The organism is Pseudoduganella sp. GW821-FHT05F09, assembly GCF_059419605.1.
In genome coordinates this window covers 557,393-580,933 of the sequence record NZ_JBWKSD010000005.1, presented here as the reverse complement: position 1 = coordinate 580,933, position 23,541 = coordinate 557,393, and the positions used below count along the sequence as shown (strand labels likewise).

Below are 23,541 nucleotides of genomic sequence, written 5' to 3'. Positions count from 1 at the left end.
TTTGCGCATGCCCTTACGGCTGTCTGTATCATTCGGCAGATATTTACGGAGCAAAGCTATGTCCACCACGCCGCAGTCCCCTGCCAGCCCGGCGCCATTCGGCGCCTGGGCCTCCCCGATCAGCGCCGCCCTGGTGGCGGCCGGCGCCACGCCGCTGTCTTCTCTGGCCCTGGGCGCGGACGGCGATCTGTATTGGCTGGCGGGCCGCGCCAGCGAGGCGGGACGCCAGACCTTGCAGCGCCGCCACGGCGGACGCACCGGCGAAGTCACGCCGCTGCCGCTGAATGTGCGCAGCCGCGTGCATGAATACGGCGGCGGCGCCTACGCCGTGCATGGCGATACCGTTTATTTTTCGCATTTTGCGGACAACCGGCTGTATTGCCGCAGCGGGGAGGGCGATGCCTCGCCGTTCACCGCGCCGGGCCGCCAGCGTTTCGCCGATTTCGTGGTGGACGCGGCGCACGCGCGCCTGATCGCGGTGCGCGAGCAGCATCCGGATGATGCCGACTCCCCTGGCTTGCCGCACGCGCAGCCTGTCAACACGCTGTGCGCCGTCGGCCTGCCGGGCAGCGCCGCGGACGGCGCCGAGACCGTGCTGGCTGCTGGCCACGATTTCTATTCCTCGCCGCGCCTGTCGCCGGACGGCGGCATGCTGGCCTGGCTGACCTGGGACCATCCGCGCATGCCGTGGCAGGGCACCGAGCTGTGGCTGGCCTCCGTGCTGGCCGACGGCACGCTGGGCACGCCCCTGCTGGTGGCCGGCGGCGCGGACGAATCGGTGTGCCAGCCTGAATGGGCGCCGGACGGCCGCCTGTATTTCGTATCCGACCGCAGCGGCTACTGGAATCTGTACCGCCACAATGGCGGCGGCGACGCCGGGGCGGCGCCCATCTGCCCCATGGAGGCGGAATTCGCCACGCCGCACTGGACCTTCGGCAATTCGATGTATGGCTTCGCCAGCGCCGGGGAAATCGTCTGCACCTATATAGACAAGGGCGTGAGCCGGCTGGCGCGGCTGGATATCGCCAGCGGCGAACTGGCGGCCATCGCCAACCCTTACGAGGAAATCCGCGAACTGAAAGCCGGCGGCGCCGCCGGCGCGGGCTTCATTGCGCTGCTGGGCGGCAGCCCCACCATCCCGCTGGAGCTGGCGCGCATCGACCTGTGCAGCGGCGAGCTGGAAGTGCTGGCGCATTCGATTGCGGACACGCCGGACCTCGGCTATCTGTCGGTCCCGCTGAGCATCAGCTACGCCAGCGCGGGAGGGCGCACCTCGCACGCCTTCTTCTACCCGCCCGCCAACAAGGACGCGCAGGCATCGGAGGGCAGCAAGCCGCCCGTCATCGTCATCAGCCACGGCGGCCCCACCGGCATGACGGTCAACACCCTCAAGCTGGCCACGCAGTACTGGACCAGCCGCGGCTTCGGCGTGCTGGACGTGAACTACGGCGGCAGCACCGGCTTCGGCCGCGCCTACCGCGACGCCCTCAAGGGCCAATGGGGCGTGGTCGACGTGGAGGACTGCATCGCCGGCGCGCAGTACCTTGCCGAACACGGCATGGCGGACGGCGAACGCCTCATCATCCGTGGCGGCAGCGCCGGCGGCCTGACGACCTTGTGCGCCCTCACCTTCCACGACGTCTTCAAGCTTGGCGCCAGCTACTACGGCGTGTCCGACCTGAAGGGCCTGGACCAGGACTCGCACAAATTCGAGTCGCACTACAACGAATACCTGATCGCCGCCGCGCCGCAGGCCGAAGCCTTGTACCAGGCGCGCTCGCCCATCAACCACACGGACCGCCTGGCGCGCCCCATGATCTTCTTCCAGGGCCTGGACGACAAGGTGGTGCCGCCGCAGCAGTCCGAAGCCATGGTGCAGGCGCTCAAGCAGCGCGGCGTGCCGGTGGCCTATGTGCCGCTGGAGGGCGAAGGCCACGGCTTCCGCAAGGCCGAGAACATCGTGCGCACGCTGGAGGCGGAGCTGTACTTCTACCAGCGCATGTTCGGCCTGCCGACGGCCGGGGCGCAAGCCGCGGTCGAGATCCACAACCTGTAAAGCACCATGACGGACCAGCAACTGCTCGCGGAATTCGAGGCCCTCAGCCTCGACGAAAAAATGATATTGGCGCTGCTTGCCCTGATCGGCGACGCCACCGGCCGCACGGCCATCCTGGACCTGCTGAACAAGGCCGGCGTGCGCGACGCGCGCGGCTTCATGTTCAACGTGGACACGCTGGACGAGCCGCTGCGCAAGCTGGAGCGCCTGGCCTTCACCACCGTGGTCACGGCGCGCGGCTACATCTGCAACGCCAAGTTGCGCTGGCCGGCCATCCGCGCCGCCATCGGCGCGCACACGCTGGCCGACCTGTGCACCGCCTACGAAACGCTGAACCCCATGCGCCAGGGCTGGAACGGCGCGCTGGAGGCGCGCAGCTACCGCCAAGCCGTGGCGCGCCTGCGCATGGCGCTGCTGCGCGGCCAGGCGCCGCAGCAGGTGCTGCCGCTGCTGCAGGCCTGCATGGTGTGCTACGAGGCGGCGCAGCTGCATCCGGTGGTGGACATCTTCACTAAGCCGCTGGAAGCGGGCATGCTGATCCTGGTGCATCCGCTGCTGGTGGACGACGTGTTCACCTTGCTGCTGCAGCACTGCCAGCGCGACCCGTCGCTGGCGCCCACCGTGCGCGGCCTGACCGGGCGCCACGTGCAGCGCCGCCTGGCCAAGAACGAATACATCACCGAGACCTTCCGCATGGCGCTGGCGGAGGACGCCATCCTGTGCGGCGAAATGAAGCAGGCCGCCATCTACCTGGAGGGCCTGGACGGCGCGCTGCCGCAGTTCCTGCTCAGCGTGATCCTGCTGCTGCGCGGCGACCTGGATAAATCGCTGCAGGGCTTCGAAGCGGCGCTGAAGTCGCTGCGGCGCGAGTCGGGCAAGCGCAAGCTGCTGTTCCAGGGCATGGGCGGCCACTTGTACGTGCTGGCCATGCTGCGCAGCGCCGACCCGAAAATGCAGAAGGCCGCCGAAAGCTATCTGGAACTGGCCATCCACGCCCAGGCCAACCCGGACAGCGCGGTGTACCAGCAACTGAGCATGCTGCGCCAGATCCGCGCCGGCACCATGCAGACCGACGTGGTGCTGTCGCGCAGCTGGGAAAGCGCCATGCAGCCGCAGATGTTCCAGGCGCTGCTGTGGTTCTGGCTGGCGCTGCCGCAGCTGGAAGGCAAGCGCGAACAGCTGCACGCGCTGGCGCAGCAGGCGGAAACGCTGGGCTATAAATTCATCGCCGCGCAAACGGCCAGCCTGCTGGGCCACCACGGCGACGCGGACATGGCCACGCACGCGGCCGCGCTGCGCGAACGCGGCGGCTTCACCGACATGAGCAGCTGGTTCGAGCGCCAGGAAGCCTGGCAGCGCCAGCTCTCCGCCCTGATCAACCTGCAGCAGGGCGCGCCGGACACCGCCAGCGGCGAAGCGCGCCTGGTGTGGATGATTACCTTCGATGCGCGCCACGGCATCACCGAGATCGAGCCGCGCGAGCAGAAGCGCGACGCCAAAGGCGCCTGGGGCAAGGGCCGCCCGCTGGCCCTGAAGCGCCTGCGCGAGGACGCGGCGCAGATGGAGTTCCTGACGCCGCAGGACATCCGCATCAGCAGCACCATCTCGCCTTCGCGCCAGGCTTATTCGTCCGGCCTGCGCTACGACATCGACCATGAACAGGCGGCGCTCGCGCTGGTGGGCCACCCGCACGCCTACTGGCTGGAAGCGCCGGACACGCGCGTGGAGCTGCTGGCCGGCACGCCGGAACTGCTGATACGCAAGCAGCGCGGCAATCTGCGCCTGACCCTGCAGCCCGCGCTGACCAATATCAACGCCAGCGTGATGGTGGTGCAGGAAACGCCGACCCGCCTGCGCGTGGTCAGCATAGAAGACGAACACCGCCGCATCGCCGCCATCGTGGCCGACGGGCTGGAAGTGCCGGCCAGCGCGGAAGAACAGGTGCTGCAGGCCATAGGCGCGGTGTCGGCCATCGTCACCGTGCAGTCGGACATCGGCGGCGGCACGGGCAACGCGGAGCAGGTGGAGGCCGACACGCGCCTGCACGTGCTGCTGCTGCCCTACCAGCACGGCCTGAAGATGCAGATCATGGTGCGCCCGCTGGCGGGCGGCGCCTACTACACGCCGGGCAGCGGCGCCGAGAGCATGAACGCGGAAGCCGAAGGCAAGCCGGTGCAGACGCGCCGCAGCCTGAGCGGCGAGCGCGATGCGGAACGCCGCCTGATAGGAAGATGCCTGGTGCTGGAACAGGCGGAGCAGGAGCACGGCGAATGGCTGCTCGGCCAGCCGGCGCTGTGCCTGCAGCTGCTGTCCGAGCTGCAGGAGCTGCCGCCGGAATTCGTGGTGGTGGCGTGGCCGGAGGGCGAGAAGTTCCGCGTCAGCCAGCGCGTGAGCGGCAAGCAGTTCCGCCTGAATATCAAGACCGAGAAGGACTGGTTCGCCGCCAGCGGCCAGCTGCAGATAGACGAAGACAAGGTGATGGATTTGCGCGCGCTGCTGGAGCTGATGCAGGCGAACAAGAGCCGCTTCGTGGAACTGGGCGACAACCACTACCTGGCGCTGACCGAAGAGCTGCACCGCCGCCTGCACGAACTGCAGGCCTACGGCGACATCAGCGCGGACGGCATCCACATCCACCCGCTGGCGGCCTTCGCGCTGGAGGACCTGGCGGCGGAGGCGGGCGAGGTCAGCGCCGATCCGGCCTGGCGCGCGCACCTGCAGCGCATGGAGGCCAGCACCGCCTTTGCGCCGCAGTTGCCCAGCACCTTGCAGGCCGAGCTGCGCGACTACCAGCGCGATGGTTACGACTGGCTGGCGCGCCTTGCGCACTGGGGCGTGGGCGCCTGCCTGGCGGACGATATGGGCCTGGGCAAGACGCTGCAGGCGCTGGCGCTGATCCTGTCGCGCGCGCCGCAAGGGCCGGCGCTGGTGATCGCGCCGACCTCGGTATGCCTGAACTGGGTGAGCGAGGCGGCGCGCTTCGCGCCCACGCTGAACGTGAAGGTGTTCGGCAGCGGCGACCGCGCCGAGATGGTGTCCGGCGCCGGCGCATTCGACCTGGTAGTGTGCAGCTACGGCCTGCTGCAGCAGGAGGCCGAGCGCTTCGCGGCCAAGCACTGGCACACCATCGTGCTGGACGAGGCGCAGGCCATCAAGAACGGCGCCACAAAGCGCTCGCAGGCCGTGATGGCGCTCAAGGGCGACTTCCGCATGGTGGCCACCGGCACGCCGCTGGAGAACCACCTGGGTGAGCTGTGGAACCTGTTCCGCTTTATCAATCCGGGCCTGCTGGGCAGCATAGAGCAGTTCAACCTGCGCTTCGCGGGGCCGATAGAGAAGCAGCAGGACCACCGCGCCGAAGTGGGCGCGCGCAACCGCCTGCGGCGCCTGATCGGCCCCTTCATCCTGCGCCGCACCAAGACGCAGGTGCTGACGGAACTGCCTTCCCGCACCGAAATCGTGCTGGAGGTCGACCTGTCGAAAGAGGAAACGGCGCTGTACGAGTCGCTGCGGCGCGAGGCGCTGGAGAACCTGGCGGCGGTGGAAGGCCCGGCCGAGAAGAAGTCGATCCAGATCCTGGCCGAGATCATGAAGCTGCGCCGCGCCTGCTGCAATCCCAACCTGGTGGCGCCTGGCCTGAAGCTCCCGAGCAGCAAGCTGGCCGCCTTCGCGCACCTGCTTTCCGGCCTGCTGGAGAACCGCCACAAGGTACTGGTGTTCAGCCAGTTCGTGGACCACCTGACGCTGATACGCGAGCACCTGGAGCGCCAGGGCGTGGCCTACCAGTATCTGGACGGCTCCACCCCCATGGCGGCGCGCAAGCAGCGCGTGGACGCCTTCCAGGCCGGCGAGGGCGATGTGTTCCTCATCAGTCTGAAGGCGGGCGGCATGGGCATCAACCTGACGGCGGCCGATTACGTGATCCACATGGACCCGTGGTGGAACCCGGCGGTGGAAGACCAGGCCTCGGACCGCGCGCACCGCATGGGCCAATTGCGCCCCGTGACCATCTACCGCCTGGTGGCACGGCATACTATCGAGGAAGGCATTGTCGACCTGCACCAGCACAAGCGCGACCTGGCCGACAGCCTGCTCGACGGCAGCGACATGGCCGCGCGCATGTCGGCCAGCGAGATGCTGGCGATGCTGCAGGAAGGCCTGAAGATTTAAAGGAGAACACATGGAAGAAGACAACGCATCCCGCCCCGCCGGCCATGGCACGCTGCTGTGCGTGAAATCCTGGACCGCCTACCTGAACACGCTGCTGCTCGCGCTGCTGCTGTTCGCCTTCGCGCTGCCGCTGGCGTTCCGCTACAGCGAGCTGCTGGCCGCCGGTGTGATGGTATTCGCGGTGGTGGTGGTAGGCTACCGCATCCTGGTGATACGCAGCGTGCAGCTGTATTACGACGACGTGGGCGTGTGGCTGTATTCCGGCATCCTGCCGTGGTCCAAAGGCGTGCAGGGCGTGAAATGGCGCGACATGGACGAAGCCACTTTCGTGCAGTCGTTCTGGAGCTGGCTGTTCCGCTCCTATTCGATCCGCATCGGCCACCGCTACACCAAGGGCAGCGAGATCATGCTGACGCGCATGGCGCGCGGCAAAGACGCCGTGGCGGCGCTCAACGCCCACCACCAGTCGCTGATACGCAGCAATGCGATCAACTGAATACACTAGCAAAGGCATACCCCTCATGATGAAAACCAAAATCGCGCTGGCCGCAGTGCTGGCCTGCCTGGCCCTGGCGCCCGCCACGGCCGCCCAGGCGCCGCAGAAAGCGAAGTCCGGCAAGACCGCGAAATCGTCGTCCAAAGCGTCTTCGAAATCTGCTTCGAAGTCGGGCAAGAGCGGCAAGGGCGCGGCCAAGAAAGGCGCGGTAGCAGCGGCGGCAGCCACGCCGATGATCAAGCAGGCGCCGTCCGAACGCAGCCAGGACAAGCGTATGGATGCCCAGTCGACCCAGTTCCTGGGCGCGCTGTGGAAGATCGATCCCGAGACCGCGATCTCGGTGGGCAAGTACGACACCGCCGCCACCATGACCATCCCGGACGCCACCACCCGCGCCAGCCAGCTGGCCTTTATCGACGACTGGCTGGGCCGCCTGGGCAAGATCGACGCGCGCCAGCTGTCGGCCAAGCAGCGCACCGACTTGGCGCTGCTGCTCAACAAGCTCAATTCGGACCGCTGGTATCTGGCCACCTTCCGCGAATTCGAATGGAACCCGGCGCTGTACAACATCGCCAGCCCGATCGACTTCATCCTCAACACCGAATACGCGGCCAAACCGCAGCGCCTGCGCACCCTGCTCAAGCGCATCGCCAGCGTGCCGGCCTACTATGACGCGGCGCGCGCCAGCATCAGCAACCCCACCCGCGAGCATACCCAGCTCGCCATCGCACAGGCGCCGGGCGTGATCGCGCTGCTGGCCGACCTGGACAAGCAGGCGCAGGCGTCCATCCTGTCGCCCATCGAGAAGCAGCTGTTTGCGCAGCGCGTGAGCCTGGCGAAATCGGCGGTGGACGGCTACGCGGCCTGGCTCGGTGAGCTGGACAAGACCATGGCGCAGAACGGCGGCGGCCGCTCCTTCCGCATCGGCAAGGAGCTGTACGAGGCCAAGTTCAGCTTCGACATCCAGGCCGGCAGCACCGGCGAGCAGACCTACAACAAGGCGCTGGCCGCGCGCGAACAGCTGCTGGCGAATATGGAGCGCCTGTCGGACGAGCTGTGGCCCAAGTATATGAACGGCGCAGCCAAGCCGGCCGACCGCACCGCCAAGATCGGCATGATGATAGACACGCTGTCGGCCAACCACGTCAAGCGCGAGGACTTCTTCCCCGAGATCCGCCGCCAGATTCCGGTGCTGCAGGACTGGGTGATCCAGAAGAATTTGCTGACGCTGGACCCGAACAAGCCGCTGGAAGTGCGCGAAACGCCGGCCTACCAGCGCGGCGTCGCCGGCGCCAGCATCGAGGCGCCCGGCCCTTACCGTCCGCAGGACCGCACCTATTACAACGTGACGCCGCTGGACGGCGAGTCCGCCGAACAGGCCGAAAGCAGCCTGCGCGAATACAACCACTGGATACTGCAGATCCTCAATATCCACGAGGCGATACCGGGCCACTACGCGCAGCTGGTGTACGCCAATAAATCGCCGTCCATCGTCAAGTCCATCTTCGGCAACGGCGCCATGGTGGAGGGCTGGGCGGTGTACGGCGAGCGCATGATGCTGGAGTCCGGCTACGGCGACAACGCGCCCGAGATGTGGCTGATGTATTCGAAATGGAATCTGCGCAGCGTGACCAACACCATCCTCGACTACAGCATCCATGTGCTGGGCATGCAGCAGGCCGAGGCGATGGACCTGCTGACGCGCCAGGCCTTCCAGACGCAGCGCGAAGCGGCCGAGAAATGGCGCCGCGCGCAGCTGTCGTCGGTGCAGCTGGCCAGCTACTTCAGCGGCTACAGCGAGATCATGGAGCTGCGCGAGGAGCGCAAGCAGGCGCTGGGCAGCAAGTTCGTGCTGAAGGACTTCAACGAGAAATTCCTCAGCTACGGCAGCGCGCCGGTGCGCGTGATCCGCGAACTGATGGCGCAGTAAGCCTTTGCGCGGCCTCAAGGCGCCGCGCATTCGACCGGGTACGATGGGGACGGGGGCTCTGCCCCCGTTCTGCTACTATGAACCTGGGAGCGATCATGACCATGCCTATCCGGATTGATACCCTGAAATATGCACAGCTGCTGAAGGAAAGCGGTTTGTCCGCGGAGCAGGCTGAGCTGCAAGCCGAGGCGCTCGGCACCGTGCTCAACGAATGCCACGTCGCCGTCGAGTCCGACCTCGTTATCCAGCGCAGCGACCTGCTGGCCCGGATGGACGTGTTACAACAGGAACTTCACGACCGGATGGATCTGCTGAAGCAGGAAGTTTTCGACCGGATGGATCTGCTGAAGCAGGAAGTTTTCGACCGGATGGATCTGCTCAAGCAGGAAGTCTTCGACCGGATGGATCTGCTCACGCAGGAAATTTACGGCAAGATGGATCTGCTCACGCAGGAAATTTACGGCAAGATGGACCTGCTCAAGCAAGAAATTTACAGCAGGATCGATGCCTTGGAGCTGAGGGTCGAGGCCCTGGAGCGCAGGCTTGAAGCGCTTGAGCGGAGGCTTGAAGCGCTGGAGCGGAGGATCGCCGGTTTCGAAACCAGATTCTATCTGCTGTTCGGCATCCAGTTTGTGGTGGACGCCGTCATCCTCTTCAAGCTCTTTGCTTAAACAGGCTCTTCCGGCGCCTGCGTGGCTTTGACGAACACCGGCGCCACCAGCAGGCCCAGCTCATACAGCAGCCACATCGGAATCGCCAGCGAGAACTGGCTCACCACGTCCGGCGGCGTGACGATGGCGGCGATCACGAAGGCGCCCACGATCACATAGGCCCGCACTTCCTTCAGCTTGGCCACCGACACTATCCCCATGCGCACCAGCACCACCACCACCACCGGCACCTCGAAGGTGGCGCCGAAGGCCAGGCACATGGACATGACGAAATCGAGATAGTTCTCAATATCCGGCGTCACCGCGATGGAGCTGGGCGAGAAGTCGGAAATGAAGTGGAATACGCGGCCGAACACGAAGAAGTAGCAGAACGCCACGCCGGCCGCGAACAGCACCGAGGACGAGATCACCAGCGGCGCGATTAGACGCTTTTCGTGCGCGTACAGGCCGGGCGCGATAAAGGCCCACAGCTGGTACAGCACCCACGGCAAGGCCAGGATGAAGGCGATCAGCAAGGTCACCTTCATCGGCACCAGGAAGGGCGAGATCACGCCGGTGGCGATCATCTTCGAGCCGGCGGGCAGCGAAGCGAGCATGGGGGCGGCGATGATGTCGTAGATGGCCGCCGGCCCCGGCCAGAACATCAGCGCGGCGCACACAATGGCAATACCGATCGAGGCTTTGACCAGGCGGTCGCGCAACTCGATCAGGTGGGAGATGAAGGTCTCCTCAACCGGGGTTTCTTCACTCATTTAGTAGAACGATGCTGGAGGTTTGCTGCTGGGGCGGAAGCGCGCAACCCGCGCGGCGCCGGACGTGACATGCATGCGCGTGCCGTGCTGCTGCTTGTACCAGGCCGGCAGCGCCGAGGTGCGCACCAGGCGCTTGCGGCGGAACTCCTTGGCCTTGCGCGCCACGTGCTCGGCGCTGGGCGGCACTTGCCCGTAATCGTGGCCGGAACTGTCCTGCCAGGCGTTCTGCACCTCGGCCACGCTGTCGGAAATGGATTGCTCCACGCCCTGCTTGATCGACTGCGCGGTGTCCTGCACTTCCTTTTGCAGGTTGCGCAGTTCCTCCAGCTCGATTTCGCGGCTGACTTCGGATTTGACTTCGTGCAGATAGCGCTGCGCGCGGCCGTACAGCGTCCCGGCCATGCGCGCCACTTTGGGCAGCTTTTCAGGGCCGATGACGATCAGCGCGACCACGCCGATAATGGCTAGTTTGGAAAGACCGAGATCGATCATAAGCGCTTAGCCACGCATTACAGCTTGTTTTTCTCTTTGGCTTCCACGTCGATGGTGGACTTGTCGGCCACCTGCTGGGCGTTGGCCTGGGTGCCGGCAGCCTTGTTCTCTTCTTCGCTGCCCTTCACGCCGTCCTTGAAGCCTTTGACCGCCTTGCCCACGTCCGAGCCGATATTGCCCAGTTTTTTGGTGCCGAAGACCAGCATGATAATTACCAGTACCACCAGCCAGTGCCAGATGCTCATCGAACCCATCATATTCCCCTTGCGGAACGCAACGCGCCCCAAAAAATTGCGGTTAGTGCGGACAGTATACGCGAAGCGCGCCTGTCATGTGCTTGTCATGAAGAAGTAGCAATATTTCTTGCTACCAGTATAGCGCTCTCAGCGCTCAGTGCGCCATGGGTGCGGGCCGCCGATGATGTGTAGGTGCAGGTGGTAGATCTCCTGGCCGCCGTCCGGCCCGCTGTTGATCAGCGTCTTATAGCCGCGCTGCGGCGCGCCGTCCTCGTCGTAGCCCACCGCCACGCCGTGCTCTTCGGCCAGGCGGGGCGCCAGCGCCAGCATTTTGCCCAGCAGCGGCGCGTGGCCGGCGTTGCAGTCGGACAAGGTGCTGATGTGGGTTTTCGGTATCACCAGCAGGTGCACCGGCGCGTGCGGATGAATATCCTTGAAAGCGAGCAATTCCTCGTCTTCATACACTATGGTCGAAGGAATTTGTTTCTTAGCAATTTTGCAGAACAGGCAGTTTTCCACAACAACTCCAGTAGATTTATTCTTTGCGGGACGCTTTTTCCTCGATGCCGGACACGCCTTCGCGGCGCGCCAGCTCGTCGAGCACCTGTTGCGGCGTCAAACCGAACTGGGCCAGCATCACCATCGAATGGAACCACAAGTCGGCGCATTCGTACAGCACTTTGGATGCATCGCCGCCGTGGCGCGCGTCTTTCGAGGCCATCACGAACTCGGTGGCCTCCTCGCCGACCTTTTTCAGGATGGCGTCGTCGCCCTTGGCGAACAGCTTGGCCACATAGGAAGTGGCCGGATCGCCGCCGTTGGCCGGCTTGCGCGATTCGATGGTGGCCGCCACGCGGTCCAGGATGGTGCTCATTTGCTTTTCGCTTCCGTGTAGATCGTGTCCGGGTCTTTCAGCACCGGCTCGCTGGCCTGCCAGTCGCCGTCCTTGGCGTCGCCATCGAACTTGTTGAAGAAACAGGAGTGGCGGCCGGTGTGGCAGGCGATGCCGCCGGCCTGCTCGATCTTCAGCAGCACCACGTCCTCGTCGCAGTCCAGGCGCATTTCCAGCACCTTCTGCACGTGGCCGGACTCCTCCCCCTTGTGCCACAGCTTCTTGCGCGAACGGCTCCAGTACACCGCTTCGCCCAGCTCCACGGTTTTATACAGCGCGTCGCGGTTCATCCAGGCGAACATCAGCACGTCGTTGCTGCCCGCCTCCTGGGCGATCACCGGCACCAGGCCGTGTTCGTCCCACTTGATCTTGTTCAGCCATTTGGCTTTCGCCACGCTGGGCGTCTGGGTCGGCATCATGATGAGATTTTCCTTATGTGTAAGCAGCGGGCTTCAGGCCAGGCGCATCGGAATGCCCTGCTGCGCCATGAAGCGCTTGGCTTCCTGCACGGTGTGCTGGCCGTAGTGGAAGATGCTGGCCGCCAGCACCGCGTCCGCGCGGCCCAGCTTGACGCCGTCGGCCAGGTCCTGCAGGCCGCCCACGCCGCCCGAGGCGATCACCGGAATGCCCACCGCGTCCGACACGGCGCGGGTCAGGCCCAGGTCGAAGCCGGACTTGGTGCCGTCGCGGTCCATGCTGGTGAGCAGCAGCTCGCCCGCGCCCAGCGATTCCATTTTCCTGGCCCACTCGACCGCGTCCAGGCCGGTGGCCTTGCGGCCGCCGTGCGTGAACACTTCCCAGCGGCCCGGCTGCACCTGCTTGGCGTCGATCGCCACCACGATGCACTGCGAACCGTGCTTCTGCGAGGCGTCGAACACCAGCTGCGGATTGGTCACGGCCGAGGTGTTCATGCTGACCTTGTCGGCGCCGGCGTTGAGCAGGCGGCGCACATCGGCCACCTCGCGCACGCCGCCGCCCACGGTCAGCGGAATGAAGACCTGGGACGCCACCGCCTCGATGATGTCGAGGATCAGGCCGCGGTTGTCGGAGGAGGCCGTGATGTCGAGGAAGGTCAGCTCGTCGGCGCCCTGCTCGTCGTAGCGGCGCGCGATTTCCACCGGGTCGCCGGCGTCGCGCAGCTCGGTGAAGTTGACGCCTTTGACGACGCGGCCGTCGGTCACGTCCAGGCAGGGAATGATGCGTTTTGCAAGCATGGTGGGATCAGTCTTCCAGACTGCCTTCCGTCAGTTCGTCGGCGCGCAGCTGGGCCGAGTTCAGGTCCAGCGTGCCTTCGTAGATCGAGCGGCCGCAGATCACGCCTTCGATGCCTTCGTCCTGCACCGCGCACAGCGCTTCCACGTCGGCCAGGTTGTGCAGGCCGCCGGAGGCGATCACCGGTATCTTCACCGCCTGCGCCAGCTTCACCGTCGCTTCGATGTTCACGCCGCCCATCATGCCGTCGCGGCCGATGTCGGTGTAGATGATGGATTCCACGCCGTAGGCTTCGAATTTCTGCGCCAGGTCGATCACCTCGTGGCCGGACATCTTGCTCCAGCCGTCGGTGGCGACCTTGCCGTCCTTGGCGTCCAGGCCGACGATGATGTGGCCGGGGAAGGCGCCGCAGGCGTCATGCAGGAAGCCGGGTTCTTTCACGGCGGCGGTGCCGATGATGACGTAGCTGATGCCGGCGTCCAGGTAGCGCTCGATGGTGTCGAGGTCGCGGATGCCGCCGCCCAGCTGCACGGGGATCTCGTCGATGTCGTTCTCTTCGGCGAACTCCTGCACCACTTTCAGGATGGCCTTGATCGCGCCTTCGTTTTTCGGCTTGCCGGCGAAGGCGCCGTTCAGGTCCACCAGGTGCAGGCGGCGCGCGCCCTGCTTCAGCCAGTGCAGCGCCATGTCGGCCGGGTTGTCGGAAAATACGGTGGCAAGTTCCATGTCGCCTTGTTTCAGGCGCACGCAGTGACCGTCTTTGAGGTCGATGGCAGGAATGAGCAGCATAGTCAGTGTAAGTGAGGTGAGTTTAAGGTTGCCCGGATAGGCTTAAGGTTGCCAATGCACGAAATTCTTATACAGCTGCAGGCCCACGGCGGCGCTTTTCTCCGGGTGGAACTGGGTGGCGAACACGTTCCCGCGCGCCACGGCGCTGCAGAACGGCGTGCCGTACACGGTTTCGCCCACGCTGTGCGCGGCGTCGCCCGGCTGCACGTAATAGCTGTGTACAAAATAAAAGTAGCTGTTGTCCGGAATGCCGGCCCACATGGCATGAGACGCGCGCTGGCGCACTTGGTTCCAGCCCATTTGCGGCACTTTGAAGCGCGAGCCGTCTTCCTGCAGCTGGCCGTCCAGCTGGAAACGCACAACCTTGCCCGGCAGCAAGCCCAGGCCTTGCGCATCGCCTTCCTCGGACGAATCGAACAGCATCTGTTCGCCGATGCACACGCCCATCAGCGGCTTGGTCTCGGCCGCGCGCAGCAGCGCGTCCTGCACGCCGGATTCGCGCAGGCTGCGCATGCAGTCCGGCATGGCGCCCTGGCCGGGCAGCACGATGCGGTCGGCATTCTCGATGTCGGCCACTTGCCCGGAGATGACGATGTCGGCTTCCGGCGCCACGGCGCGCAGGGCTTGCGCCACCGAGCGCAGATTGCCCATGCCGTAATCCACAACAACAATTTTCTTCATAATGCCATTCAAGCAGAGACAGCGCGGCCCGCGCAAGGGCAATCCGCGCTGCGATTGATTACAAGCTACCTTTGGTCGACGGAATGGTGCCGGCGGCGCGTTCGTCCAGCGTGGTGGCCATGCGCAGCGCGCGGCCGAAGGCCTTGAACACGGTTTCGCATTGATGGTGCGCATTGGTGCCGCGCAAGTTGTCGATATGCAAGGTCACCAGCGCGTGGTTGACGAAACCGCGGAAGAATTCCAGCGTCAGGTCCACGTCGAAGCCGCCTATCATGGCGCGGGTGAACGGGATGTGGTACTCGATGCCTGGGCGGCCGGAAAAATCGATCACCACGCGCGACAGCGCCTCGTCCAGCGGCACATAGGAGTGGCCGTAGCGAACGATGCCCTTCTTGTCGCCGATGGCCTTGGCGAAGGCCATGCCCAGCGTGATGCCCACGTCTTCCACCGTGTGGTGGTTGTCGATATGGATGTCGCCGGTGGCTTCCACTTCCAGGTCGAACAGGCCGTGGCGGGCGATCTGGTCCAGCATGTGGTCCAGGAAAGGGACGCCCGTGTTCAGCTTCTGCACGCCGGTGCCGTCCAGGTTGAGGGCGACACGGATCTGGGTCTCGTTGGTGTTGCGGGTGATTTCTGCGGTGCGGTTCATGGAAAGCTCTACGTTGGTCTTAGGCTGCCTGCGAGGCTTTAAATGCTTCGAGGAAAGCGGCGTTCTCGTCCGGGGTACTGACCGTGATGCGCAGGCAATTGGCCAGCACACTGTGCATTTTACCCACATTTTTGACCAGCACCTTGCGGGACAGCAGATAGGCGTTGGCCGCGTCGGCGTCGGGCACCCGGACGAGGATGAAGTTGGCGGCGGAGGGGAACACTTGCACGCCGGGTACGGCGGCCAGGGCCTCGGCCAGCAGCGCGCGTTGTTCGCGCAGGATGGCGGCTTGCTGGTTGAGCACGTCGATGTTGTCGAGTGCAAATTCGGCGGCGACTTGCGTCAGCACGTTCACATTATACGGCGGACGGACCTTGTCGAACTGCTCCAGCAGTTGCGGCGCGGCCGACATATAGCCCAGGCGGATGCCGGCCAGGCCCAGCTTGGACACGGTGCGCATCACCACCAGGTTGGGGAACTCGGGCAGGCGGCCCATGAAGCTCTGCTGGGCGAAGGGCTCGTAGGCCTCGTCCACCACGGCCAGGCCGGTGTCGCCCAGCGCCTCGATGATGGCGACCACGTCGTCCTCGCTGAACAGGTTGCCGGTGGGGTTGTTCGGATACGACAGGTAGACCAGCGCCGGCTTGTGCTGGGCGATGGCGGCCAGCATGGCGGGCAGGTCCAGCGTCAGGTCGGCCTTCAGCGGCACGCCGACGAAGTCCATGCCGGCGAATTGCGCCGAACGGGCGTACATGACGAAGGTGGGCACGGGCGCCAGCACCACGGCGCGACGGTCCTGGTGCGCGCAGGCCATGTCCAGGATGGAGATCAGCTCATCGGAGCCGTTGCCCAGCAGGACGTCGTAGCCGGCCGGCACGCCGAGCTGCTTGCAGATGCGTTCTTTCACGCTGGCGTAGGAGGCCACGGGGTAGCGGTTCAGGGCCACATTGGCCAGGCGGGTGGCCAGCTCGGTGGCCAGATGCTCGGGCAGCGGGTAAGGATTTTCCATCGCGTCCAGTTTGATAAAACCGCTTGCATCTGCCACGTGGTAGCCGGGAACGGCCAGTACGTCGGAACGGATGGTGTTGCGGATGAGACTGTCGATGGACATCTTGCTGCACTCCTTAAGTTAAATGGTAACTTCTTCGGGGGGCGCCTTTTTCGTGGCGCGTGATCGTTTCGGCGCCGCCGGCTTGGGCGCGGCGGCTTTCTTGGGTGCGGCTTTCTTTTTCGGCGCGGCGAGGCTGGGCTTTACTGCGGCCTTCACTGCGGCCTTCGCTTTCGGCTTGGCCTTGGGCTTGGCTTTCGCCTTGGCCGGGGCGTCCGGCGCGGCGGCCAGCGCCAGCGCCTCGATGGTTTCCAGCGCGGCCAGGCGCTCGTTGATGATGGCGCAGTATTCCGGGTTCAGCTCGAAGCCGACGAACTGGCGCCCGCAGCGGCGCGCCGCCAGCGCGGTGGTGCCGCTGCCCATGAACAGGTCCAGCACCACGCCGCCCGGCGGGCACGAGGCCTTGACCATGCGCTCGATGATCTCGAGCGGCTTCTGGGTCGGGTGGTTGGCGCGCTCCGGATGCTCGCGGTGCAGGCGCGACACGCTCCACACGTCCTTCGGGTTGTAGCCCACTTCCAGCCACTTGGCGCCGATGAAGATGGAGCGCGAGCGCGCCTTCTTGGTTTCGGCGTCGTAGGGAATGCGCACGGCGTCCAGGTCGAAGTAGTAGTCCTTGCGGCCGACGAAGAAGCCCACCGTGTCGTGCACCGACGAGTAGCTGCGCACGCTGCCGCCCATGGAAGGCACGCGGCGGTCCCAGATGATTTCATTCATCATCGTCATGCGCTGCTTCAGCATGACGAAGATTTCCGGCGAAAAGCGCCAGGTCAAAAAGATGTACAGGCTGCCGTTGGGCTTGAGCTTGGGCAGCGCCGCGTCTATCCACTGCTCGGTCCAGCGCAGGTATTGCTCCACCGTTTGCTGGTCCGACGCATTGCCGTAGTCCTTGCCCAGGTTGTAGGGCGGATCGGTCAGGATAAGGTCGACGGAACCGTCCGGGATGCGCGCCAGTCCGGCCAGCGCATCCTCGCAGAAGACCTGGTTGAGCCAGTCGCTCATCAGTCCTTGATCCTCAGTTCGGCGCTGCGGGCGTGCGCCTGCAGGCCTTCGCCGTAGGCCAGTTCGGCCGCGACCTTGCCCAGCGTTTGCGCGCCGGCTTCGGACACGTAAATGATGGACGAGCGCTTCTGGAAGTCGTACACGCCCAGCGGCGAGGAGAAGCGCGCGGTGCGCGAGGTCGGCAGCACGTGGTTCGGGCCGCAGCAGTAGTCGCCCAGCGATTCGGACGAGAAGCGGCCCAGGAACATGGCGCCCGCGTGGCGGATCTTGTCGGCCCATTGCTGCGGCTCGGCGGCTGAAATCTCCAGGTGCTCGGCGGCGATGCTGTTGGCGATGGCGCAGGCCTCGTCCATGTCGCGCACCTTGACCAGCGCGCCACGGTCGTTCAGCGAGGTGCGGATGACTTCCTGGCGCGGCATCGTGGGCAGCAACTTGTTGATGCTGGCCTCCACCTGCGCGATGTAGCCGGCGTCCGGGCACAGCAGGATGGCTTGCGCCAGCTCGTCGTGCTCGGCCTGCGAGAACAGGTCCATGGCCACCCAGTCCGGGTCGGTGCTGCCGTCGCACACGATCAGGATCTCGGACGGGCCGGCGATCATGTCGATGCCGACGGTGCCGAACACGCGGCGCTTGGCGGCGGCCACGTAGGCGTTGCCGGGGCCGACGATCTTGTCCACGGCGGCGATGGTCTCGGTGCCGTAGGCCAGCGCGCCGACCGCCTGCGCGCCGCCGATCGTGATGACGCGGGTGACGCCCGCCAGCGCGGCGGCGGCCAGCACCATCTGGTTCTTCACGCCGTCCGGCGTGGGCACCACCATGATGATTTCGCCCACGCCCGCCACTTGCGCGGGAATCGCGTTCATCAGCACCGACGAAGGGTAGGCCGCCTTGCCGCCGGGGACGTAGATGCCCACGCGGTCCAGCGGCGTGATGCGCTGGCCCAGCACGGTGCCGTCAGGCTCGGTGTAGCTGAAGCCTTGCAGCTCCTGCTTCTGGCGCTCGTGGAACACGCGGATGCGGTCCGCCGCCACCTGCAGCGCGGCGCGCTGCGCTGCAGGCAGCGCGTCCAGCGCGGCCTGCAGTTCGGCTTGCGGCAGGTCCAGCGTGTCCACCGAAGCGGCGCCGCCGTTGGGCAGGCGGTCGAAGCGGTTGGTGTACTCCAGCACGGCGGCGTTGCCGCGCGCTTTCACGTCCGCCAGGATCTTCGCGACAGCGGTTTCGATGGCGTCGTCGGTGGCGGCTTCGAAGGCCAGCAGCGCGTCAAGCGTGGGCTTGAAGTCCGCAGCGGACGAATCGAGTTTGCGGATCTGTATCGTCATTGCTTCACCTTTTTCGAAGCACGCTCAAAGGCTTCGATAATCGGCTGCAGGCGCTGGCGCTTGAGCTTGAGCGCGGCCTGGTTGACCACCAGGCGCGAGGAGATCTGCATGATCTCTTCGACTTCCACCAGGTTGTTGGCGCGCAGCGTGCTGCCGGTCGACACCAGGTCGACGATGGCGTCCGACAGGCCCACCAGCGGCGCCAGCTCCATCGAGCCGTACAGCTTGATCAGGTCCACGTGCACGCCCTTGGCGGCGAAGTGCTCGCGCGCGGTGGTGGTGAACTTGGTGGCCACGCGCAGGCGCGCTCCCTGGCGCACGGCCGCTTCGTAGTCGAAACCGGATTTCACAGCGACCGACATGCGGCACTGCGCGATGTTCAAGTCCACGGGCTGGTACAGGCCCTCGCCGCCATGCTCGATCAGCACGTCCTTGCCGGCCACGCCGAAGTCCGCCGCGCCGTGCTGCACATAGGTCGGCACGTCGGTGGCGCGCACAATCAGCACGCGCACATTGGGGTCGTTGGTGGCCAGGATCAGCTTGCGCGAAGTTTCCGGATTCTCGGTGACGGTGATGCCGGCTGCTTCCAGCAGCGGCAAGGTGTCTTCGAAAATACGGCCCTTCGACAGCGCAAGGATCAGCTGGGAATTGGCGTCGCTGTTAAATCCGCTCATGATGTTCTCTTTACTTGATTCGGCTGATGTTGGCGCCTATCGCCTGCAGCTTCACTTCCATGCGGTCGTAGCCGCGGTCGAGGTGGTAGATGCGGTCGATCAGCGTTTCGCCCTTGGCGGCCAGGCCTGCGATCACCAGCGAAGCCGAAGCGCGCAGGTCGGTCGCCATCACGGGCGCGCCCACCAGCTGATCCACGCCTTTGATAAAGGCCGTGTTGCCGTCGGTTTCAATTGCCGCGCCCAGGCGGTTCATCTCCTGGACGTGCATGAAGCGGTTCTCGAAAATGGTTTCGGTCACGCGGCTGGGGCCATTGGCGATGGTGTTCACCGCCATGAACTGGGCCTGCATATCGGTCGGGAAGCCAGGGTATTCGGTAGTGCGGAAAGTCACCGGGTTCGGGCGCGCATCCATTTGCGCGCGGATGGTGTCTTTGCCGATGGTCATTTGCAGGCCGATCTCGCGCAGCTTGTCGAGCGCCGCGTCCATGATGTCGGTGCGGGTGTTGCGCAGCGTGATGTCGCCGCCGGTGGCCGCCACGGCGCACAGGAAGGTGGCCGCTTCGATGCGGTCCGAGATCACGGAGTGCGATGCGCCGTGCAGTTCCGGCACGCCCTGGATCACCAGGCGGTCGGTGCCGATGCCTTCGATCTTCGCGCCCATGGCCACCAGCAGGTTGGCCAGGTCGGTCACTTCCGGCTCGCGCGCGGCGTTCTCCAGAATGGTCTCGCCTTCGGCCAGGGTGGCGGCCATCAGCAGGTTCTCGGTGCCGGTCACCGTGATCATGTCGGTGACGATGCGGGCGCCTTTCAGTTTTTTGCACTTGGCGTAGATGTAGCCGGCGTCGATGGTGATCTCGGCGCCCAACGCCTGCAGGCCCTTGATGTGCTGGTCCACCGGACGCGAACCGATGGCGCAGCCGCCCGGCAGCGATACCTTCGCTTCGCCGAAGCGCGCCAGCAGCGGGCCCAGTACCAGGATGGAGGCGCGCATGGTCTTGACCAGCTCATACGGCGCTTCCAGCTTGTCGATGGCGCCGCCGTTCAGCGTGACCTTCTCGCCGTCCTGCTGCACTTGCAGGCCGGTCTGGCCCAGCAGCTTGAGCATGGTGGCCACGTCGTGCAGATGCGGCACATTGTCCAGCACCACGTCGCCCGAAGTGAGCAGGCCGGCGCACAGGATGGGCAGCGCCGCGTTCTTGGCGCCGGAGATGGTGACGTCGCCGACCAGGCGCTTGCCGCCCGTGATGAGGAGTTTGTCCATGGTCTGTGTCCTTAGCCTTTGTATTCTTCCGGGGTCAGCGTTTTCATCGACAGCGCGTGGATTTCTTCGCGCATGCGGTCGCCCAGCGCCGCGTACACCAGCTGGTGGCGCTGGATAGGGCGCTTGCCGGCAAACGCCGGCGAGACGATCACGGCCTGGAAGTGCTGGCCGTCGCCCTCCACTTCGAGGTGGGTGCATTCGAGGCCGGCCTTGATGTAGCCGTGGATTGCTTCTGGAGTGGTAGTCATGGTGTTGGTCCTGTAATGTCGCCTTAGTGGCGTAAGCGGTAACCGCTGCTCAATAAACGTATAGCCAGCATCGACAGCACGGCCAGGAAGGCGCCGACGATGCCAAGGCTGATGAAGGGGTTGACGTCGCTCTGGCCGAAGAAGCCGTGGCGGAAGCCGTCTATCATGTAGAAGAACGGGTTCAGGTGCGACACGGTGAGCCAGAACGGCGGCAGCGAATGGATGGAGTAGAACACGCCGGACAGGAAGGTCAGCGGCATGATCAGGAAGTTCTGGAACGCGGCCAGCTGGTCGAATTTCTCGGCCCAGATGCCGGCGATCAGGCCCATGGTGCCCAGGATGGCGGCGCCCAGCAGCGCGAACACCAGTATCCACAGCGGCGCCACGAAGCTCATGTTGGCGAACCAGGCGGTGACGATGAACACGCCCGCGCCCACCACGATGCCGCGCACCATGGCGGCGATCACGTAGGCCGAGAAGATCTCCCAGTGCGACAGCGGGGTGAGCAGCACGAACACCAGGTTGCCGGTGATCTTGGACTGGATCAGCGAGGACGAGGAGTTGGCGAAGGCGTTCTGCAGCACACTCATCATCACCAGGCCGGGAATCAGGAAGGCCGTGTAGCTCACGCCCGGATACACCTGCACGCGGCCTTCGAGCACGTGGCCGAAGATCAGCAGGTAGAGCATGGCGGTGAGGATGGGCGCGGCCACGGTTTGCGTGGCGACCTTGTAGAAGCGCAGCGTCTCTTTATAAACGAGGGTGCGGAAGCCGGTCGAAATCATAATGCGCCCTTGTCCATAATTTGCAGGAAGATGTCTTCCAGGTCGGCGTTCTGCAGCTGCATCTCGTCGATGGCGGCGCCGCTCTCGCGCACGCGCGCCAGGATGGGCTCCACTTCGCTCACTTCGTTGATGCGCAGGCTGTACTTGCCCAGCGCCGCTTCTTCCGGGTGCGTGACCAGGTGGCGCAAGTCTTCCGGCAGCGTGCCATTTTTCAGGTGCAGGATCAGCGAGGAGCCGGAAATGCGGCGTATCAGCGCGGACATGGTGTCCAGCGCCACCACCTTGCCGGTTTTCAGCATGGCGACGCGCTTGCACATGGCCTGCGCCTCTTCCAGGTAGTGGGTGGTGAGCACCACGGTGTGGCCTTCGCGGTTCAGGCGCGAGATGAATTTCCACAGCGTCTGGCGCAGTTCCACGTCCACGCCGGCGGTCGGCTCGTCGAGCACGATGACGGGCGGCTTGTGCACCAGCGCCTGCGCCACCAGCACGCGGCGCTTCATGCCGCCGGACAGGGCGCGCATGTTCACGTCGGCCTTGCCGGTCAGGTCGAGGTTTTCCATGACCTCGTCGATCCACTTGTCGTTGTTCGGCAGGCCGAAGTAGCCGGACTGCAGGCGCAGCGTTTCGCGCACGGTGAAGAAGGGATCGAACACCAGTTCCTGCGGCACCACGCCGAGCTTCTTGCGCGCCGCGCGGAAGTCGCCGGTGACGTCGTGGCCGTGGATGCTGACCTTGCCCGCGTCGGGACGGATCAGGCCCGCGATGATGGAGATAAGTGTGGTTTTTCCGGCACCATTGGGGCCGAGCAGGCCGAAGAATTCGCCCTCCTCGATGGTGAGGGAGACGCCGCCCAGTGCCTGCAGCGACTTGTAGCGCTTTTCGACATTGCTGATTTGGATTGCTGTCATGCTTGGCTTTATGTTTTGGCTACGGCACGGTGACCGTCGCGGGAAGGGCACGAGACCCGGAGGTGCGATATGCCGTGGCACTCAGGCAACGGCAACGGTCAATTATATTGGAAAATGGACTCGGCCACGACGGACCGGGAAACTGCTGATACTGGTGCTGCGGTACTGCGCGGGGGTATGGCGGGGGTCAATGATGGTGGTGATGCTGCGGCACGTCGGCCGCCGGGCTGCTGCTTGGGCCGCATTCGGCCAGCGATGGCGATACCAGCGCGCACACGCCGTACAGCTTGGTGAGGCTTTTCAGGTTGGCCGGCAGGTTTTTCAGCTCGAGCGCCAGGCCCGCTTCCTGCGCGGCGCGCTGCCACGCCAGCAGCACCGACACGGCGGCCGAATCGACCGCCTCCACCTTGCTCAGGTCGAACACGGCCTGGCCGGCGCGGATCGCCGCCACGCCCTGCTCCAGCGCCACGGTGGCGTTGGACACGGTCAGGGACGTGAGGGATTGCATGGTGTCGGTGGATGCGGACATGGTTTTCAGGTCGATTATTTAGCGGAAGCTGCCTTGATCGGGCGGCTGGCCAGCTTCTTGTTCTTTTCGGACAAGGTCTTGATCAGGCCGTCGATGCCGCCCTTGGTGATTTCCGAGGCGAAGGTGCTCTTGTAGGTCTCGACCAGCCACGCGCCCAGCACGTTGATGTCGTAGATCTTCCAGCCGGTCGGCGACTTGGCCACGCGGTAGTTCAGCGGGATCGGCTCGCCGCGGGCCACGTTCACCTGGGAGCGCACTTCCACTTCGGTGTCGCTGGGATCGGCGCGCAGCGGCTTGAATTCGATGGTCTCGTTTTTCACCTGGGACAGGGCGCCCGAGTAGGTGAAGATCAGCAGCGAACGGAACTCGGTGGACAGCTGCTTCTGCTGTTCCGGGCTCGCTTCGCGCCAGTAGCGGCCGGCGGCCAGCGAGGTCATGCGCTGGAAGTCGACGTAAGGCAGGATCTTGGTTTCCACCAGGTCCATCACGCGCTTCTGGTTGCCGGCCTGGATTTCCTTGTCGGCCTTGGCGGTGTCCAGCACGTCCTGGCTGATGCGCTTGACCAGCACGTCCGGCGCTTCAGTGCCGGCCGGGGCCGCCGGCGCAGCGGCGGCGAAGGCCGCGGACGCGAAAGCGACCGTGGCGAAGGCGAAAAGTTGTTTTATCAATTTCATCTCTGTT

At 65.1% G+C, this 23,541-nt stretch carries 25 protein-coding genes; 5 read left to right on the top strand and 20 right to left on the bottom strand.

What is annotated here, in order from left to right:
* The first annotated feature begins 58 nt into the window (after positions 1-58).
* The 5 genes from AC07S4_RS19545 (at position 59) to AC07S4_RS19525 (ending at position 9,323) form a co-directional block, all read left to right on the top strand.
* Positions 59-2,056 carry a dipeptidyl-peptidase 5 gene (locus tag AC07S4_RS19545; RefSeq protein WP_494988218.1) on the top strand — a complete coding sequence of 666 codons (1,998 nt, stop codon included), beginning with the start codon at positions 59-61 and terminating at the stop codon, positions 2,054-2,056.
* 6 nt (positions 2,057-2,062) lie between these two features.
* Entirely contained in the window at positions 2,063-6,226 is a 4,164-nt protein-coding gene (locus tag AC07S4_RS19540) for an SNF2-related protein (protein ID WP_494988217.1), read from the top strand.
* 10 nt (positions 6,227-6,236) lie between these two features.
* Complete coding sequence (locus AC07S4_RS19535; protein WP_494988216.1) at positions 6,237-6,722, top strand: hypothetical protein; 486 nt, start codon at positions 6,237-6,239, stop codon at positions 6,720-6,722.
* 25 nt (positions 6,723-6,747) lie between these two features.
* Positions 6,748-8,652: a DUF885 domain-containing protein gene (locus AC07S4_RS19530; RefSeq protein WP_494988215.1), complete on the top strand. Its 1,905-nt coding sequence runs from the start codon at positions 6,748-6,750 to the stop codon at positions 8,650-8,652.
* 95 nt (positions 8,653-8,747) lie between these two features.
* Entirely contained in the window at positions 8,748-9,323 is a 576-nt protein-coding gene (locus tag AC07S4_RS19525) for a CCDC90 family protein (protein ID WP_494988214.1), read from the top strand.
* Here the strand turns inward: AC07S4_RS19525 and tatC are convergent.
* The 20 genes from tatC to AC07S4_RS19425 form a co-directional block, all read right to left on the bottom strand.
* Entirely contained in the window at positions 9,320-10,075 is a 756-nt protein-coding gene (tatC, locus tag AC07S4_RS19520) for a twin-arginine translocase subunit TatC (protein WP_161070405.1), read from the bottom strand. The genes AC07S4_RS19525 and tatC overlap by 4 nt on opposite strands.
* Entirely contained in the window at positions 10,076-10,567 is a 492-nt protein-coding gene (gene tatB / locus AC07S4_RS19515; protein ID WP_494988213.1) for a Sec-independent protein translocase protein TatB, read from the bottom strand. It lies immediately after the preceding gene.
* A gap of 17 nt (positions 10,568-10,584) precedes the next feature.
* A complete protein-coding gene (tatA, locus tag AC07S4_RS19510; RefSeq protein ID WP_494988262.1) occupies positions 10,585-10,821 on the bottom strand; it encodes a Sec-independent protein translocase subunit TatA in 237 nt (78 codons plus the stop codon).
* Between the two features lie 129 nt (positions 10,822-10,950).
* On the bottom strand, positions 10,951-11,322 hold the full coding sequence (locus AC07S4_RS19505; RefSeq protein WP_161070403.1) for a histidine triad nucleotide-binding protein: 372 nt from the start codon (positions 11,320-11,322) through the stop codon (positions 10,951-10,953).
* A gap of 16 nt (positions 11,323-11,338) precedes the next feature.
* Positions 11,339-11,677: a phosphoribosyl-ATP diphosphatase gene (locus tag AC07S4_RS19500; protein WP_228894116.1), complete on the bottom strand. Its 339-nt coding sequence runs from the start codon at positions 11,675-11,677 to the stop codon at positions 11,339-11,341.
* Entirely contained in the window at positions 11,674-12,111 is a 438-nt protein-coding gene (gene hisI, locus AC07S4_RS19495) for a phosphoribosyl-AMP cyclohydrolase (protein WP_161070486.1), read from the bottom strand. Before hisI ends, AC07S4_RS19500 begins: the two co-directional genes overlap by 4 nt.
* A gap of 36 nt (positions 12,112-12,147) precedes the next feature.
* Positions 12,148-12,909, bottom strand: coding sequence for an imidazole glycerol phosphate synthase subunit HisF (hisF, locus tag AC07S4_RS19490; RefSeq protein WP_161070401.1), 762 nt, complete (start codon positions 12,907-12,909; stop codon positions 12,148-12,150).
* 7 nt (positions 12,910-12,916) lie between these two features.
* Positions 12,917-13,696, bottom strand: a complete 780-nt coding sequence (gene hisA / locus AC07S4_RS19485; RefSeq protein WP_161070400.1) for a 1-(5-phosphoribosyl)-5-[(5-phosphoribosylamino)methylideneamino]imidazole-4-carboxamide isomerase — start codon at positions 13,694-13,696, stop codon at positions 12,917-12,919.
* 42 nt (positions 13,697-13,738) lie between these two features.
* Positions 13,739-14,377: an imidazole glycerol phosphate synthase subunit HisH gene (gene hisH / locus AC07S4_RS19480; protein WP_494988212.1), complete on the bottom strand. Its 639-nt coding sequence runs from the start codon at positions 14,375-14,377 to the stop codon at positions 13,739-13,741.
* Between the two features lie 58 nt (positions 14,378-14,435).
* Positions 14,436-15,026 carry an imidazoleglycerol-phosphate dehydratase HisB gene (hisB, locus tag AC07S4_RS19475; RefSeq protein WP_494988211.1) on the bottom strand — a complete coding sequence of 197 codons (591 nt, stop codon included), beginning with the start codon at positions 15,024-15,026 and terminating at the stop codon, positions 14,436-14,438.
* Positions 15,027-15,045: 19 nt separating this feature from the next.
* Positions 15,046-16,137 carry a histidinol-phosphate transaminase gene (gene hisC / locus AC07S4_RS19470; RefSeq protein ID WP_494988210.1) on the bottom strand — a complete coding sequence of 364 codons (1,092 nt, stop codon included), beginning with the start codon at positions 16,135-16,137 and terminating at the stop codon, positions 15,046-15,048.
* An 18-nt stretch (positions 16,138-16,155) separates the two neighbouring features.
* Positions 16,156-17,136, bottom strand: a complete 981-nt coding sequence (locus AC07S4_RS19465; protein ID WP_494988209.1) for a DNA-methyltransferase — start codon at positions 17,134-17,136, stop codon at positions 16,156-16,158.
* On the bottom strand, positions 17,136-18,455 hold the full coding sequence (gene hisD / locus AC07S4_RS19460) for a histidinol dehydrogenase (RefSeq protein WP_494988208.1): 1,320 nt from the start codon (positions 18,453-18,455) through the stop codon (positions 17,136-17,138). Before hisD ends, AC07S4_RS19465 begins: the two co-directional genes overlap by 1 nt.
* Entirely contained in the window at positions 18,452-19,129 is a 678-nt protein-coding gene (gene hisG, locus AC07S4_RS19455) for an ATP phosphoribosyltransferase (protein ID WP_494988207.1), read from the bottom strand. Before hisG ends, hisD begins: the two co-directional genes overlap by 4 nt.
* Before the next feature lie 10 nt (positions 19,130-19,139).
* Entirely contained in the window at positions 19,140-20,390 is a 1,251-nt protein-coding gene (gene murA, locus AC07S4_RS19450; protein WP_494988206.1) for a UDP-N-acetylglucosamine 1-carboxyvinyltransferase, read from the bottom strand.
* An 11-nt stretch (positions 20,391-20,401) separates the two neighbouring features.
* A complete protein-coding gene (locus AC07S4_RS19445; RefSeq protein WP_056400003.1) occupies positions 20,402-20,638 on the bottom strand; it encodes a BolA family protein in 237 nt (78 codons plus the stop codon).
* A gap of 23 nt (positions 20,639-20,661) precedes the next feature.
* Positions 20,662-21,423 (bottom strand): ABC transporter permease, encoded by a 762-nt coding sequence (locus tag AC07S4_RS19440; protein WP_161070393.1) that lies wholly within the window; start codon positions 21,421-21,423, stop codon positions 20,662-20,664.
* On the bottom strand, positions 21,420-22,331 hold the full coding sequence (locus AC07S4_RS19435; RefSeq protein WP_161070392.1) for an ABC transporter ATP-binding protein: 912 nt from the start codon (positions 22,329-22,331) through the stop codon (positions 21,420-21,422). Before AC07S4_RS19435 ends, AC07S4_RS19440 begins: the two co-directional genes overlap by 4 nt.
* A gap of 187 nt (positions 22,332-22,518) precedes the next feature.
* A complete protein-coding gene (locus tag AC07S4_RS19430) occupies positions 22,519-22,860 on the bottom strand; it encodes an STAS domain-containing protein (RefSeq protein WP_161070391.1) in 342 nt (113 codons plus the stop codon).
* A gap of 14 nt (positions 22,861-22,874) precedes the next feature.
* The gene (locus tag AC07S4_RS19425) at positions 22,875-23,534 is read right to left on the bottom strand and encodes an MlaC/ttg2D family ABC transporter substrate-binding protein (RefSeq protein ID WP_494988205.1); all 660 of its coding nucleotides are present in this window, start codon (positions 23,532-23,534) and stop codon (positions 22,875-22,877) included.
* Positions 23,535-23,541 lie beyond the last annotated feature (7 nt).